This window comes from Exiguobacterium sp. s57 (assembly GCF_018617685.1).
Classification (GTDB): domain Bacteria; phylum Bacillota; class Bacilli; order Exiguobacteriales; family Exiguobacteriaceae; genus Exiguobacterium; species Exiguobacterium marinum.
Map to the genome: position 1 here is coordinate 333,392 of NZ_JACSKR010000003.1, position 15,018 is coordinate 348,409.

General features: G+C 46.3%; 12 protein-coding genes. 9 read left to right on the plus strand and 3 right to left on the minus strand.

Annotation, left to right across the window (positions count from 1 at the left end):
* The first annotated feature begins 11 nt into the window (after nt 1–11).
* The 3 genes from KNO98_RS10135 to KNO98_RS10145 all read left to right on the plus strand — a co-directional run bounded on the left by KNO98_RS10135 (nt 12) and on the right by KNO98_RS10145 (nt 3,239).
* Complete coding sequence (locus KNO98_RS10135; RefSeq protein WP_214700753.1) at nt 12–1,400, plus strand: cytochrome ubiquinol oxidase subunit I; 1,389 nt, start codon at nt 12–14, stop codon at nt 1,398–1,400.
* 14 nt (nt 1,401–1,414) lie between these two features.
* Entirely contained in the window at nt 1,415–2,446 is a 1,032-nt protein-coding gene (locus KNO98_RS10140; protein ID WP_026826377.1) for a cytochrome d ubiquinol oxidase subunit II, read from the plus strand.
* A 130-nt stretch (nt 2,447–2,576) separates the two neighbouring features.
* Nucleotides 2,577–3,239 carry a potassium channel family protein gene (locus KNO98_RS10145; RefSeq protein WP_026826376.1) on the plus strand — a complete coding sequence of 221 codons (663 nt, stop codon included), beginning with the start codon at nt 2,577–2,579 and terminating at the stop codon, nt 3,237–3,239.
* Nucleotides 3,240–3,317: 78 nt separating this feature from the next.
* On the opposite strand, the gene KNO98_RS10150 is transcribed toward KNO98_RS10145, so the two are convergent.
* On the minus strand, nt 3,318–4,106 hold the full coding sequence (locus KNO98_RS10150) for a Cof-type HAD-IIB family hydrolase (protein WP_200868284.1): 789 nt from the start codon (nt 4,104–4,106) through the stop codon (nt 3,318–3,320).
* 199 nt (nt 4,107–4,305) lie between these two features.
* Here KNO98_RS10150 and rnjA point away from each other — a divergent pair, with 199 nt between their 5' ends.
* Together rnjA and KNO98_RS10160 are read left to right on the plus strand one after the other, a co-directional pair.
* Nucleotides 4,306–5,973, plus strand: a complete 1,668-nt coding sequence (gene rnjA, locus KNO98_RS10155; RefSeq protein ID WP_026826374.1) for a ribonuclease J1 — start codon at nt 4,306–4,308, stop codon at nt 5,971–5,973.
* A gap of 65 nt (nt 5,974–6,038) precedes the next feature.
* Complete coding sequence (locus tag KNO98_RS10160) at nt 6,039–7,496, plus strand: phospholipase D family protein (RefSeq protein WP_214700754.1); 1,458 nt, start codon at nt 6,039–6,041, stop codon at nt 7,494–7,496.
* 43 nt (nt 7,497–7,539) lie between these two features.
* Here the strand turns inward: KNO98_RS10160 and KNO98_RS10165 are convergent, their stop codons facing one another.
* Together KNO98_RS10165 and def are read right to left on the minus strand one after the other, a co-directional pair.
* Entirely contained in the window at nt 7,540–9,165 is a 1,626-nt protein-coding gene (locus KNO98_RS10165; protein ID WP_214700755.1) for an alpha/beta hydrolase, read from the minus strand.
* 1 nt (nt 9,166) lies between these two features.
* Nucleotides 9,167–9,706: a peptide deformylase gene (gene def / locus KNO98_RS10170; protein ID WP_026826371.1), complete on the minus strand. Its 540-nt coding sequence runs from the start codon at nt 9,704–9,706 to the stop codon at nt 9,167–9,169.
* Between the two features lie 331 nt (nt 9,707–10,037).
* Here def and pdhA point away from each other — a divergent pair, with 331 nt between their 5' ends.
* The 4 genes from pdhA to lpdA all read left to right on the plus strand — a co-directional run bounded on the left by pdhA (nt 10,038) and on the right by lpdA (nt 14,892).
* Complete coding sequence (pdhA, locus tag KNO98_RS10175) at nt 10,038–11,123, plus strand: pyruvate dehydrogenase (acetyl-transferring) E1 component subunit alpha (RefSeq protein WP_026826370.1); 1,086 nt, start codon at nt 10,038–10,040, stop codon at nt 11,121–11,123.
* A gap of 3 nt (nt 11,124–11,126) precedes the next feature.
* On the plus strand, nt 11,127–12,104 hold the full coding sequence (locus KNO98_RS10180) for an alpha-ketoacid dehydrogenase subunit beta (RefSeq protein WP_026826369.1): 978 nt from the start codon (nt 11,127–11,129) through the stop codon (nt 12,102–12,104).
* A 78-nt stretch (nt 12,105–12,182) separates the two neighbouring features.
* Entirely contained in the window at nt 12,183–13,475 is a 1,293-nt protein-coding gene (locus KNO98_RS10185; RefSeq protein ID WP_026826368.1) for a dihydrolipoamide acetyltransferase family protein, read from the plus strand.
* Between the two features lie 4 nt (nt 13,476–13,479).
* On the plus strand, nt 13,480–14,892 hold the full coding sequence (gene lpdA, locus KNO98_RS10190) for a dihydrolipoyl dehydrogenase (RefSeq protein ID WP_026826367.1): 1,413 nt from the start codon (nt 13,480–13,482) through the stop codon (nt 14,890–14,892).
* Nucleotides 14,893–15,018 lie beyond the last annotated feature (126 nt).

The following is a 15,018-nucleotide window of genomic DNA, read 5'->3' on the forward strand; positions in this document are numbered from 1 at the left end:
GTAATCAATAGATGTTTCAAGATCCTGTCCTGATGAGCCGGGCATTGACGGCACTCACATTAGGGTTTCATGTGATTTTTGCCACACTCGGCGTCGGGGTTCCACTTTTAATCTTATTGGCAGAATTTTTAGGGATTCGTAAAAAAGATCCGAAATACACGCTCATGGCTCGACGATGGTCACGTGGCTATGTCGTGACGGTAGCGGTCGGTGTTGTGACGGGTACGGCAATCGGTCTACAGCTTTCTCTATTATGGCCGAATTTGATGCGCGTCGCGGGTCAAACGATTGCGCTCCCGCTGTTCATGGAGACGTTCGCGTTCTTCTTTGAAGCGATTTTCCTCGGGATTTATTTGTACACGTGGGATCGCTTTAAAAATCCGTGGCACCACATGCTTCTCGGCATTCCGGTAGCGGTAGGTGCATTGTTCTCAGGATTTTTCATCACAACGGTAAACAGTTTTATGAACCAACCTGTAGGGTTTGATATTGTCGACGGTCGTTTGGCGAACGTTAGTCCCCTTGAGGCGATGTTCAGTCCGGCGATGCCGACGAAGATGGCACACGTGCTGACGTCTGCGATTTTAACATCTGCGTTCATCTTAGCAGCGATTGCAGCCGTACAATTGTTGCGTCAACGTCGTAATCAACTCGACAAAATGTCGATCGAGTACCACAAAAAAGGTCTTCGTTTGACGATGACAGTCGCACTGATTTTTGCGATTGCGACAGCGCTTGTTGGTGATTTCTCAGGTAAATATTTGGCTCAATATCAACCGGATAAATTAGCGGCAGCAGAATGGCACTTTGAAACCTCCTCCGAGGCAGAATTGATTCTCGGTGGCTGGTTAGAAGATGACGGTGAAGGCGGATATGAAGTCCGAGGGGCTTTGAAGATTCCTTATGCACTTTCTATTCTTGCTGGTGGTGTCCCGAACTATGAGGTGACAGGTCTAGATGAATTCGCAAAAGAAGACCAGCCGCCGCTCTTTGTTCACTACTTTTTTGATGCGATGGTCGGAATCGGGATGCTTCTCGCGCTCATCTCTTTCCTATTCGTACTGGGGCGCTATATTAAGCGATTGAACCAGTTCAGTAAACCGATGCTCTTTGCGATTGCAGCCGGCGGACCGCTTGCGATGGCAGCGATTGAATTTGGATGGTTCTTCGCTGAGTTTGGTCGCCAACCTTGGGCGCTTTACGAGTTGATGCGCACGAGTGATGCAGCTACGACATCGGCAAATGTCGGTTGGATGCTTGTCGCTTTCGCGATCCTCTACGCGGTACTTGGAACAGTCACGGTAGTCGTTCTATCACGCCTGTTCAAAGAGAACCCAGTAGGGAAAGAACTAAAACAATCCGAACATCGTGGTGAAGCGATGTTTGCGGATGAAGTGTGATCGGAGGGTATGACATGCAAATTCAAGAATTAGGGATTGCCGTCTTATGGACGTTCTTGTACGGCTATCTCATCGTCGCATCGATTGACTTCGGTGCAGGATTCTTCGCCTTTTATAGCCGCTATACGAAACGCGACCATCTAGTGAACCGACTCGTCAAGCGGTATTTGTCCCCGACATGGGAAGTCACGAACGTATTTTTTGTCTTCTTCTTTGTCGGAATTGTTGGATTCTTCCCTGACACGGCTTACTATTATGGGACGGCACTACTCGTTCCGGCATCTGTAGTTTTAATCTTGCTTGCGATTCGTGGTAGCTTTTATGCGTTTGCGAACTACGGGTCGAAAGAAAGTACGCTTTATGTATTCCTTTACGGGGCGACCGGGTTACTCATCCCAGCTTCGATGTCGACAGTATTGACGGTCAGTCAAGGTGGTTTTATCACCGAAACGGAAAACGGAGTCATCTTTGACGCGGCGAAGTTGTTTACCAACTTCTACTCGTGGACAGTCGTCATTTTAGCAATTGTCTCGGTCCTATATATTAGCGCCATGTTCCTTTTGTTCTATGCGGACAAAGCACGTGATCGAGATGCGGTCGAACTCGTCAGGAAATGGGCTCTCTTTTGGAGTGTACCGACGATTATTGCTTCAGGGCTTGTCTTCTTCGGCTTGAAGTCGCAGGCGGCTTGGCACTATGAAAGTATTCTAGGAGGAAACTGGTGGTGGTTCGCGATGAGCTTCCTCTTCTTCGTCATCGCCGTCTCCTTCGTTTATATGAAACGGAACTACGGTATTGCTTTCCTGATGGTTATGGGACAATTTTTCATGGCTTGGTTCGGATACGGATATTCGCACTTGCCGTATATCTTGTATCCGTACATCGATATCAATGGAAGTGTCGTCAACGAGTCGATGGCGGTGGCGCTCGTCATCGTATTCATCTTAGGATTGCTCCTTCTCGTTCCGGCGCTCTATCTCTTGCTTCGTTTGTTCTTGTTCGACAACGACTACGTACGAGGGAAACGCTCGAGTGGAAAAGCATAATGTCAAAGACGGGATTTCCTTTATTTGAAGGGAATCCCGTTTTGTTTTTTGTATAGAGTTTTGAAGTGGAATCAGTTAAACTGAACGAAGAATCAAGAAGAGAATATGTGTAGGAAAGGGATGTAGCATCATGACAGGTGAATTTGCAGTCATCGGATTAGGACGGTTTGGTGGGTCGATCGTCCGTGAATTGTCTTCAAACGGATACGACGTCCTCGCCATCGATTCCGATGAAGAACGCGTCAACGAGTTTATGGGGTTGGCCACTCATGCCGTTATTGCCGATACGACCGATGAGAACGTATTGAAAAGTTTGGGGATTCGTAACTTTGAACATGTCATTGTCGCAATCGGAGAAAACATTCAAGCTTCGATTTTGACGACGTTAATATTAAAAGAGCTCGGTGTACAAATCATCACGGTGAAAGCGACAAACGATTACCATGAAAAAGTCCTTCGTCGAATTGGGGCAGACAACATCGTCCACCCAGAACGCGATATGGGCGTTCGAATTGCAAATGGATTGATGAGCCAAAGTATTCTCGACTATCTTGAGTTATCGAATGAACACTCGATTGTCGAAATCAAAGCGTCTGATAAGTTGTCGAACAAATCTCTTATTGATTTGGACTTACGGGCGAAATACGGGGTGAACATTGTTGCCGTTCGTCGCGATGATGATGTCCTCATTTCTCCGCAGGCGGATGAAATGATTTTATCAGAAGATATTTTGATCATCATTGGTAAAGATACTGATCTAGATAGACTCGAGCGGACGTTACGTTCGAAATAAAAAAGACCTCTTGAGCGATACCGTGATTGTTGAATCGTTTGATCCAACTCGACGGTTTGACTCAAAAGAGGTCTTTTTTTAGATTAGCTTCATGGTCTTCAAACCGTGTTCGATACCATCTTCGAGGATTGATTTTGTCACAAAATCCGCAACGTCCTTCGCTTCAGAACGAGCATTGCCCATGGCGATACCTGTCCCTACATATTGGAGCATGGCTAGGTCATTCAAAGCATCTCCGAAGGCGTACGTATTTTCAACGCGGTAGCCGTTCGTTTCGATAAAGTGACGGATGCCATCGGCCTTACTTGCCCCTTTATTGATCACGTCCATCGCATGAGGGTGCCAACGAATGAAATCGAACTCCTGATAGGTACCGATATAGTGATGTTCATCTTCTGGCGTACAGTAGAGGAGTGTCTGGTACACATCCTCTTCCACGTGGAAGTTCGGTTCAAATCGAGGAATCGGCATGGCAAGCTCTCCGAGGGATTGATTGACAATGGTATCATTCGGTTTTGAGGCGCCTCCACTGTCCTGTCCTAAATAGACGAGGGTATGGTCATTTGATGTGGCGTGAGTCGTCAAACGGGTTAAGGCGTCTTTTGAGAGCGTGTTACGATACACGATTTCGCCTTGATGCACAACGATTTGACCGTTGTAACATACAAGGCTGTCAATCCCGACGCGTTCCGGGATGTCCGAGAGCATGGCTGGTCCTCGCCCCGTAGCGATAAATGTTTCGACACCGTTTGCCTGCAAAGCTTGAATTGCTGAAATCGTTGAAGGTGGAATATAACTTCCTTCATGTAAGAGCGTTCCGTCAATGTCGAAAAAAACAACTTTTTGGTCTTCCATTTGATTCACCATTCTTTCTCTTTATCTAAAAATATGTTTTTCGAACCCACTAAAAGGATAACATGAATTAGGGAAACTACCACGAATATCACATCGTTAGTGAAATATTGGCATGATATGAGCTATAATGAAAAAAGAATCTTACGGGCATATTCGAGAATCACTTATGTTTCACATAGATGTATTAATAATTAAAGTAAGGAGAGATTAAATGAAGTTTGTTAAGAACCACCAAACAGCTGTGTTCGCATTAGGCGGACTAGGAGAAATCGGGAAGAACACATACGTTGTTCAATTCCAAGATGAAATCATCGTCATCGATGCGGGAATCATGTTCCCAGAGGATGACTTGCTTGGAATTGACTATGTGATTCCAGATTACTCGTACTTGATTAAAAATAAGGACAAAGTAAAAGGGGTATTTATCACGCACGGTCACGAAGACCATATCGGTGGGATTCCATTTTTACTAAAGCAAGTTCAGTTACCGATTTATGCGACAAAACTCGCCCTCGGTTTAATTAAAGTAAAACTAGAAGAGCACGGATTGTTACGTGAAGCGGAGCTCCATGAAATTGATGAAGATGCAATCGTTAAATTCCGAAAAACGAGCATCTCGTTCTTCCGTACGACTCACTCGATTCCGAACTCACTCGGTGTCGTCGTGAAAACACCTCAAGGGAATATCGTCCATACGGGTGACTTCAAGTTTGACTTCACTCCGGTCGGTGAACCAGCAGACCTCGCTAAGATGGCGGAAATCGGAAAAGAAGGTGTGCTCTGTCTTTTATCTGACTCTACCAATGCGGAAGTCGAAGGGTTTACGATGAGTGAAAGTGTTGTCGGAGGTACCATTAGCGAGACGTTCCGTAAGGCAGACGGTCGTATCATCTTTGCAACGTTTGCATCAAACATCTATCGATTACAACAAGTGGTCGATGCGTGTGCCGAGACTGGACGCCATCTGATGATTTTTGGTCGCTCGATGGAAAAAGTCATGACGATCGGGCAAGAGCTCGGTTTCATCAACGTTCCGAAAGGGATGATCATTGAGACGAATCAAATGCGTCATTACGACCCGAATGAGATTGCGATCCTTTGTACCGGCTCACAAGGTGAACCGATGGCCGCGCTCAGTCGCATCGCAAACGGGACACACCGTCAAGTGTCGATTATTCCTGGAGATACGGTCATCTTCTCATCTTCTCCGATTCCTGGTAACGCCATTTCCGTCGGGAAGACGATTGATCAGTTGTATAAAGCAGGGGCGGACGTTGTCTATGGGAAGTTGACGAACATTCATACATCAGGACACGGTTCGCAACAAGAACAGTTGTTGATGATTCGTCTACTCAATCCAAAATTCTTTATGCCGATTCACGGTGAGTATCGGATGTTGAAGAAACATGCGGAACTTGCTGAATCCGTTGGCATCCCGAAAGAGAACAGCTTCGTCATGGATAACGGGGAAGTGCTCGCCGTCGATGCCGATTCGGCTGCTGTCACCGGTAAAATTTCTGCGAACGCTGTTTATATTGATGGAAATGGAATTGGCGACATCGGAAATATCGTATTAAGAGACCGACGCATCTTGTCTGAAGATGGACTCGTTGTCGTCGTCATCAGTATCGACGGCAAGACACGTAAACTCGTGTCAGGACCAGATATCATCTCACGAGGATTTGTCTATATGCGTGAATCAGGTAGCTTGATTCGTGATGGTGAACGTCTGCTGAAGAAAACGGTCGAGCAAGGATTGTCAAATAAGCAGATGAAGTGGTCGGAGATGAAGCAACTCGTGTCTGAGACGCTCACACCATATTTGGCACAAAAGACGCGGAGACACCCGATGGTTCTACCGATTATTATGGAAGTATGATTTCAACGGGCTGTAGAAAACTACAGCCTGTTTTTTTTTTTCACCGCAACTAAGGAGGGGAAAGTATGGCTAATAAGACTGGGAAAAAGAAGTGGTGGAAGTGGGGGACGGCAATCATTGCGATCATTTTTCTCATCACGCTCGTATATCATCAAATCAAACCATTACCAGAAGGGGTGTCACGTCAGTCCGAACCATATATGATTTCGGATGACCAAATCGATTTTCTACATGATCTGACGTATCAGGGTGAGGATACAGAAATTGTCGAGCAAGAAATCTTTAATGAAGTGGAACGAGCCATTCGAGAGGCGAAAGATTATATCGTCATGGACTTCTTCTTATTCAATCCTTATTCGAACGAAGATCGGCAATATCCAAGTATTACTTCAAGACTCTCTTCCGCGTTGCTTGAACAAATGGAACGCTATCCAGACTTGAAAGTCGTCTTCATCACAGATGAAATTAATACAACATACAACGGTCACGTGTCAGACCATTTCGACGTACTAGAGGAAGCAGGGGCAGAAGTCGTTTACACGAATCTTGACGAACTTCGTGACCCGAATATTTTATACTCCTCGTTTTACCGGATGGCGATTCAATGGTTCGGAAATAGTCAGGACGGTTGGTTACCGAATCCGATGGCCTCATCTGCGCCGGACATTACCGTTCGTGCGTATTTGAGGCTGTTAAACATCAAAGCGAACCACCGGAAGGTCATGGTCACTGAAAATGAAGGGTTCGTGTTATCTGCGAATCCGCATGACGCCAGTGGGTATCATTCAAACGTCGGTGTCCATTTAAAAGGACCGATTTTAAAAGAAATCATTGAAGGCGAGCAAGCGGTTGCGACGTTCTCGAAAGGGGATGCACGACGCTTCCCGGATGACGAGGCGTTGTCTAGCATTGAGAGCGAACCGTCTGAGGCGACAATGGAAATTCGTTATGTCACGGAAGGGAAGATTCAAGAGTCGGTGCTCGACGCGATGAATGGAGCGGACGACGGAGATACCGTTTGGATCGGAATGTTCTACCTGGCCGATCGGAATATCATCCAGGCAATCGAGGACGCCGCGGGACGAGGTGTGACCGTTCATTTGATTCTCGACCCAAACACGAATGCGTTTGGTCGTTCAAAGTCGGGATTACCGAACTTACCGGTGACAGCCGAACTAAATACCGTCAACCCGGAACGAATCGAGATTCGCTGGTATGACGTTGGCAAAGAGCAGTATCACCCGAAAATTCTATATGTCGATGGAGATGAGAAAACGGTCGTGTTAGGCTCTGGGAATTATACGACCCGAAATATGAACGACTATAACTTAGAGGCAGATGTCGAAGTGAAGGGGGAAGGGGATACAGCATTCTTTGATGAAGTGGACGGGTATTTTAATCGTTTGTGGAATAACGAGAACGGGACATATACGGTAGCATATGACGAAATACAAACAGACATTCCACTCGGTAAGTACGCAATCTATTGGCTTCAAAAAGTCACGTGGACGATGACATATTGAAAAAAACAGCTATCCTCAGTCAAAGGGATAGCTGTTTTTAACGTTAATTCGTCTCAATGGGATTAAATTCATTCGTGTATTCGTACAAGAATTTCCCCGTCTCTTCCAATACATCGCTCTTTCGATGGAGCGAGAAGTGGTCATACGGGACGGTTTCGGTTTGAATATTATTCGTATACTCTTCTAGTAGCAGAGAACTGGATTTCTCGATAAGATTAAATTCGCCACCTCGTCCGGAAAATGAGAGTACTTGTACGGAGCGTGGCCATGTCTCAAGTTTTGATTGGAATGCTTGCAACCCATCCGAGTTAGGTGATAAGTCACGGATAGCGGGACTACCTGTATTGATTCCGAAATTACTTGCAGATAGTCCGAAGTTCGCAAGTCGTGTGCCGCCGAACGGACTATCGAACGTGACGAACTTATCCACGATGTAAGTCTCTTGATTCAGGATATAGTTGGCAGCAGCAACACCACCCATACTGTGACCGATAATATACATGCGATCAAACGAACGATTTCTTGTTTTTTTATACGTTTCGATGGCAGCGTTAAACCACTTCGTCTGGTTGTTTAAAGAAGCCTCCGCATCTTCGAATTCGATTCGGACAATAGGGCGATTCGAACTATAATCATAAATTTCACAATCGGCTTTTCCTTTTACAGTAACGGTGCAGAGTGCGCCATCAGTCGCTTGACCACTTTGTTCCATAGCTTGAGAGAAGCGAAGGAAGGTCCGATCTGTACCGAGTAGACCATGCACTGCAAAAGTAGGGATGAATTCATTCGTTTGTGAAGCTTGACGAACCGCCTCAGATTGTCGCTCGTTCGCTAACTCTTGTCGGAATGTGACAATGATGAGCGATAGCGATAGCGAGACAATTAAAAGTCCTAGCAGTCGTGAACGAATCGAGGTCTTTCTCGGATTGCCAACATTTTGACGATATTTACGCCAAATAAAATAGGATAAGATTACCGCCGCAATGAGTACGATGATTGTCACAATCCACGCTTTGATGTTTGGCACGTGGGCGACGAGCATCAAATTGTTTTGGCGTCCTCCATATACTTGCCACTCAACATGTTTCATAGAACGGAGATCAAGACCGGTCCCGTCCTCGACAAACACGCCGGTCGGCACGTTCAAGTTGAAACGGATATCGGCTTGACGGATATACCGCTCAGCTAACTTTTTAGGAGACCCTGTCAGTTCAACTCCTGGTAAGTCGACTTGATCAAGTCGAAGGTCGAGGTTCGTCTGGAGGGTGTAAGAATCGAACCAGATACCCTCTCGCTGTTCGATGTCGAATCGAATGTCTGGAGGAACCAAAATTCCAGCTGGACCCGTTTTCCACTCTTCTTTAATCTGTTGCAACTCATCCACATTTTTAAATGTCTTCCTCAAAACCATTCCTTCATAGTCGTCGGTACTCGAGTAATCATCCGTTTCATACCCGTTATCCTCAGCCTGTTCTTTCCATGTATCCCAATCGAGCCTGAGATTGAGCAACTTCATGACCGGATGTTCCCGAAAGGCGTATGTCGTTTCGAGAGAAACGGACTGGTCATAATGAACAGTCGCATCATAATTGATTCGCACACATCCCCCGATTAAAAGAAATAAAAATGGGAATAGTAACAACAGTGCCCTTTTTCTCGAGCTAAACATGTTAAATCGGTTCGCCGTAAGTTTCTAACGGGTTCGCTGTATTGATGCGGTCATAAAACAAAATTCCGTCCAAATGGTCGAGCTCGTGCTGACAGACGATGGCGCGCATTCCGCGTAAGCGAAGCTTAATCGGCTTCCCGTCTCGGTCGAACCCTTCTAAAGTGATTCGACGAAAACGAGGTACATTTCCTTTGACCACGCGGTCTACCGATAAGCAGCCTTCCCCACCATTTAAAAATGTTTGTTCGACGGAATGGCTCGTGATTTTAGGGTTGAAGATGGAGAGTTTGAATGTCTCTTCCTCTTCTTGAAGCAGTATCGTGAAGAAACGACGGTTCACGCCGAGTTGTGGAGCAGCGATTCCGACACCGCCCCGCAGCTCATATTTTTCGCTCATTTCTGGATCTTGACTATTGACGAGGAACGTCTCCATCTCGTCGAGTAATGCCAAATCTTCTTCTTTTGGCGGAATCGGTACTTCAGTTGAGCGAGCGCGAAGCCGTTCATCTCCCTCGCGAATCACATCTTTCATTGTTAACATACACAACTTCCTTTCTATCAAACGTATACGTTTGATTATATCATATTTAAACAGGAAGTAATGTGGATGGTACAGAAGGTGAAATGAAAATAATACAGCGGTAAAAAAGACGTAATATCCCTTCAATGTAAGCGGTTTATTTTAGTGAGCATATTTTTTGCGTTATTGTAACAACCCGTTTTATACTAACAAGGAAACGGCAGGATAGAATAACTTTCCTGAATCACGTTAATACAGATTGCTTTTTTGGACAGATACACGTAAGATTTGAGATAGTGTTTGATCACAAAAAAGACAATTGTCTCATAGTTGAAAGGATGAGGTGAAACGAATGAACAACGTTCAGGTACTTCAAAACGTGGAAGAAAATTTCCAAACGTTCCGTATTCTCGACGAGAAGGGTGAGGTCGTCAACCAAGACGCAATGCCTGACTTAACGGACGAGCAACTTCAGGAGCTCATGCGCCGCATGGTCTATACTCGAATCTGGGACCAACGCGCCATCTCACTTAACCGTCAAGGACGCCTAGGATTCTACGCGCCAGTGGCAGGTCAAGAAGCGACGATGATCGGGACGCAATATGCGCTCGACAAAGAGGACTGGATTCTTCCAGGATACCGTGATATTCCACAACTCGTATTCCACGGACTTCCGCTCTATCAAGCATTCTTGTTCTCACGTGGACACGTGGCAGGAAACCGCATCCCTGAAGGTGTCAACGTATTGATGCCGCAAATCATCATCGGTGCACAAATCGTTCAAACTGCGGGTGTGGCAATGGGTCTCAAACGCAACGGCAACAAAAATGTCGCCATTACTTACACCGGTGACGGCGGGTCATCACAAGGTGACTTCTACGAAGGATTGAACTTTGCAGGTGCATTCAAATCACCAGCAATCTTTGTCGTTCAAAACAACCGCTTCGCTATTTCGACGCCAGTTGAGAAGCAGACGGCAGCTAAGACGATCGCGCAAAAAGCTGTTGCAGCTGGAATCAACGGAATCCAAGTAGACGGAATGGACATTCTTGCAGTGCTTGCAGCGACACAACAAGCTCGTGTAGACGCACTCGAAGGAACACCTACACTCATCGAGTCACTCACATACCGTTACGGACCACATACGCTTGCTGGGGATGACCCAACACGTTACCGTACAAAAGAACTCGATACTGAGTATCAAGAAAAAGATCCGCTTGTTCGTTTCCGTCTCTTCCTTGAGAACAAGAAGCTTTGGAACGAGGATATGGAGAACGAAGTGATCGAGCAAGCGAAGGCAGATGTGAAAGAAGCAATCAGCCAAGCTGACAAAGAACCAAAACAAAAAGTTTCGGACTTCATCAACAACATGTATGAAGAACTTCCTTCAAACTTGAAAGAACAGCTTGAAGAATATACTGCAAAGGAGTCGAAGTAAGTTATGGCTCAAATGACAATGATCCAAGCGATTACTGATGCGATGCGCGTTGAAATGAAACGCGACGAGAAAGTACTTCTTTTCGGAGAAGACGTTGGTAAAAACGGTGGGGTATTCCGTGCGACGGAAGGTCTCCAAGACGAGCTCGGCGAAGACCGTGTCTTTGACACGCCACTCGCTGAATCAGGGATTGGTGGTCTTGCAATCGGTCTAGGTCTTACTGGATTCCGTCCAATCATGGAAGTTCAATTCTTCGGATTCGTATTCGAAGTTTTCGACTCAATCGCAGCTCAAATGGCACGTATGCGTTACCGTTCAGGCGGCGCTTACAGCCAACCAATCACAATCCGTTCACCATTCGGTGGTGGCGTTAAGACACCTGAGCTTCACGCGGACAGCCTTGAAGGTTTAATGGCTCAGTCACCAGGTCTAAAAGTCGTTATTCCATCAACTCCTTACGATGCAAAGGGTTTGTTGATCGCGTCAATCCGCGACAACGACCCGGTTGTGTTCCTCGAGCACATGAAATTGTATCGTTCATTCCGTGGCGAAGTGCCTGAAGGTGATTACACAATCGAACTCGGTAAAGCAGATGTGAAACGTGAAGGGACAGACGTTTCAATCATCACTTACGGTGCGATGGTTCACACTTCACTTAAAGCAGCGGAAGAGCTTGAAAAAGAAAACATCAACGTTGAAGTCATCGACCTCATGACAGTGAGCCCGCTTGATATTGAGACAATCGTAGAGTCTGTTAAGAAAACAGGTCGTGCGATCGTCGTTCAAGAAGCACAACGTCAAGCAGGAATCGCAGCAAACGTTGTAACTGAAATTCAAGAGCGCGCAATTCTTCACCTCGAAGCACCAGTTCTTCGAGTGACTGCACCAGACACAGTCTTCGCATTCGCACAAGGTGAAGACATGTGGTTACCTGACCATAAAGATGTCGTTGCAAAAGTTAAAGAAGTTGTGAACTTCTAAGATCGTGTCGAATAAACGATGAGGGAGATTTGTCTCCCTTATCGTGTTTACATGATGAATTGATGGGAGGAAAAACCAGTGGCAGTATTTGAATTTAAATTACCAGATATCGGTGAAGGTATTCACGAAGGTGAAATCGTCAAGTGGTTCGTAAAAGCAGGGGATACGGTCAAAGAGGATGATGTTCTCTTGGAAGTACAAAACGACAAAGCAGTCGTTGAAATCCCGGCTCCAGTCGACGGTACAGTCAAAGAGGTTAAAGTTTCTGAAGGTACAGTTGCCGTAGTCGGTGACGTCCTCGTTACATTTGACATCGAAGGCGACGCACCAGCAGGAGAAGAGGAAGAGACTCCTGAACAACCGAAAGCAGAAGAGAAAACAGAAGACGTAAAAGAAGAAGTGAAAGAAGACGCGCCACGCGACGTTCAACTTCACAAATCTGAGCGTGTCATCGCAATGCCATCTGTTCGTAAATATGCACGTGAAAAAGGTGTCGATATCCGTGAAGTGAGCGGTTCTGGCGACAACGGTCGTGTCATGAAAGAAGACATCGATGCATTCGCGAACGGTGAAGCACCGTCTGCAGAAGCTACAACAGAAAAAACAGATTCTGTAGCACCGGCAGCAGCTGCGAAAACGGAAATCAAGCCTTACGAGTCAGCGACTCCAGAGCTTGAAACACGTGAGAAAATCCGTGGAATCCGTAAAGCTATCTCGAAAGCAATGGTTAACTCGAAACACACTGCACCACACGTTACACTCATGGACGAAGTCGACGTTACAAAACTCGTCGCACTCCGTAAAGACTTCAAACAAGTCGCGGCTGACCAAGGTGTGAAACTCACATATTTGCCATTCGTCGTGAAAGCATTGACTGCTGCAGCGAAAGCATTCCCAACAATCAACGCTTCAATCGATGACGTGAACGAAGAAATCGTTTACAAAAACTACTACAACATCGGGATCGCAGCTGACACAGACAACGGACTCGTTGTACCAGTCGTTAAAGATGCAGACCGTAAATCAATCTATTCACTTGCTACAAACATTAACGAACTTGCGGGTAAAGCTCGTGAAGGCAAGCTCGCTGGGGACGACATGAAAGGCGGATCAATCACAATCACAAACATCGGTTCAGCCGGTGGACAATGGTTCACGCCTGTCATCAACCACCCAGAAGTTGCGATTCTCGGTATCGGCCGGATCGCTGAGAAAGCTGTCGTGAAGAACGGTGAAATCGTTGCCGCGCCAGTACTTGCACTTTCATTCAGCTTTGACCACCGCCTCATCGACGGTGCGACTGCACAAAACGCTCTTAACATGGTGAAACGCTTGCTCGAAGACCCAGCACTTCTAATGATGGAGGGATAAGAACATGGTAGTAGGAGAATTCGCACAAGAAACTGATTTGCTTGTCATCGGTGCCGGTCCTGGTGGATACGTTGCCGCAATCCGTGGCGCACAGCTCGGAATGAAAGTAACGATCGTTGAGAAAGGCAACTTCGGTGGTGTCTGCTTGAACGTAGGATGTATCCCGTCGAAAGCGTTAATCACAGCTGGACACAACTTCCAACACGCAAAAGGACACGATTCAATGGGGATCTCGTCTGACAACGTGTCAGTGGACTTCACAAAAGTTCAAGACTGGAAACAGTCAGTTGTTAACAAATTAACTGGCGGTGTCAAAGGTCTCCTTAAAGGAAACAAGATTGAAATCCTTCAAGGTGAAGCGTTCTTCGCTTCTGAAGACACAGTTCGTGTCATCACAGAAGATAGCTCGACTCCTTACAAATTCAAAAAAGCGATTATCGCGACTGGTTCTACACCAATCGAGATCCCATCGTTCAAATGGTCAAAACGCGTCCTTTCTTCAACTGGTGCATTGGCACTTCCTGAAGTACCGAAAAAACTCGTCGTTATCGGCGGTGGATACATCGGTATGGAGCTTGGAACTGCATACGCTAACTTCGATACAGAAGTCGTCGTTGTAGAAGGCGCTAGCGACATTTTGTCTGGTTTCGAACCACAAATGACGCAAATCGTTAAGAAGAAACTCAAACAAAAAGGAAACGTCACAATCCACACGAATGCACTTGCTAAAGGTGTTGAAGAAACGGAAGACGGCGTAACCGTTAAGTTTGAAGTAAACGGTGAAGAGCAATCTGTTGAAGCGGACTATGTCCTCGTCACAGTTGGTCGTCGTCCAAACACAGGCGACATCGGTCTTGAAAACGCGGAAGTGAAAATTAGCGACCGTGGCATCATTGAAATCGATGACCAGTGTAAAACATCGAACGAAAACATCTACGCAATCGGTGATATCGTTCCTGGACCACCACTTGCACACAAAGCTTCTTACGAAGCGAAGATTGCAGCAGAAGCAGCTGCAGGTAAGCCAGCTTACCTCGACTACTCTGCAATCCCTGCAGTCGTCTTCACTGATCCTGAACTCGCAACTGTCGGTTACACAGAACCACTCGCAAAAGAAGAAGGGCTCGAAATCACAGTTTCGAAATTCCCATTCGCAGCGAACGGTCGTGCACTCGCACTTGACGAGCCAGACGGCTTCATGAAGCTTATCACACGCAAAGAGGACGGTCTCTTGATCGGTGCTCAAATTGCGGGTACTGGCGCATCAGATATGATTGCTGAGCTTGGTCTTGCAATTGAAGCTGGTATGACTGCTGAAGATATCGCGCTTACAATCCACGCTCACCCATCACTCGGTGAGATGGCAATGGAAGCTGCTGAAATCGCAATGGGGATGCCAATCCACGTTGTAAAATAATAGCGGCAATGAACCTCTCTCACGATTCGTGAGAGAGGCAGCTTGTTGACGAACCAGGTCGCATCTTGCGACCTGGTTCGTCCTTTTTTGTGGTTCCCGGTTTCTTGAGGCGTTCTGCCCCCATAA

Bases quoted from the DNA above. Each gene is read 5' to 3' on its own strand.
- lpdA (WP_026826367.1), top strand. From the start codon at position 13,480: ATGGTAGTAGGAGAATTCGCACAAGAAACTGATTTGCTTGTCATCGGT.
- KNO98_RS10160 (WP_214700754.1), top strand. From the start codon at position 6,039: ATGGCTAATAAGACTGGGAAAAAGAAGTGGTGGAAGTGGGGGACGGCA.
- KNO98_RS10140 (WP_026826377.1), top strand. From the start codon at position 1,415: ATGCAAATTCAAGAATTAGGGATTGCCGTCTTATGGACGTTCTTGTAC.
- def (WP_026826371.1), bottom strand. From the start codon at position 9,706: ATGTTAACAATGAAAGATGTGATTCGCGAGGGAGATGAACGGCTTCGC.
- KNO98_RS10165 (WP_214700755.1), bottom strand. From the start codon at position 9,165: ATGTTTAGCTCGAGAAAAAGGGCACTGTTGTTACTATTCCCATTTTTA.
- KNO98_RS10145 (WP_026826376.1), top strand. From the start codon at position 2,577: ATGACAGGTGAATTTGCAGTCATCGGATTAGGACGGTTTGGTGGGTCG.
- KNO98_RS10135 (WP_214700753.1), top strand. From the start codon at position 12: ATGTTTCAAGATCCTGTCCTGATGAGCCGGGCATTGACGGCACTCACA.
- KNO98_RS10150 (WP_200868284.1), bottom strand. From the start codon at position 4,106: ATGGTGAATCAAATGGAAGACCAAAAAGTTGTTTTTTTCGACATTGAC.
- pdhA (WP_026826370.1), top strand. From the start codon at position 10,038: ATGAACAACGTTCAGGTACTTCAAAACGTGGAAGAAAATTTCCAAACG.
- rnjA (WP_026826374.1), top strand. From the start codon at position 4,306: ATGAAGTTTGTTAAGAACCACCAAACAGCTGTGTTCGCATTAGGCGGA.
- KNO98_RS10180 (WP_026826369.1), top strand. From the start codon at position 11,127: ATGGCTCAAATGACAATGATCCAAGCGATTACTGATGCGATGCGCGTT.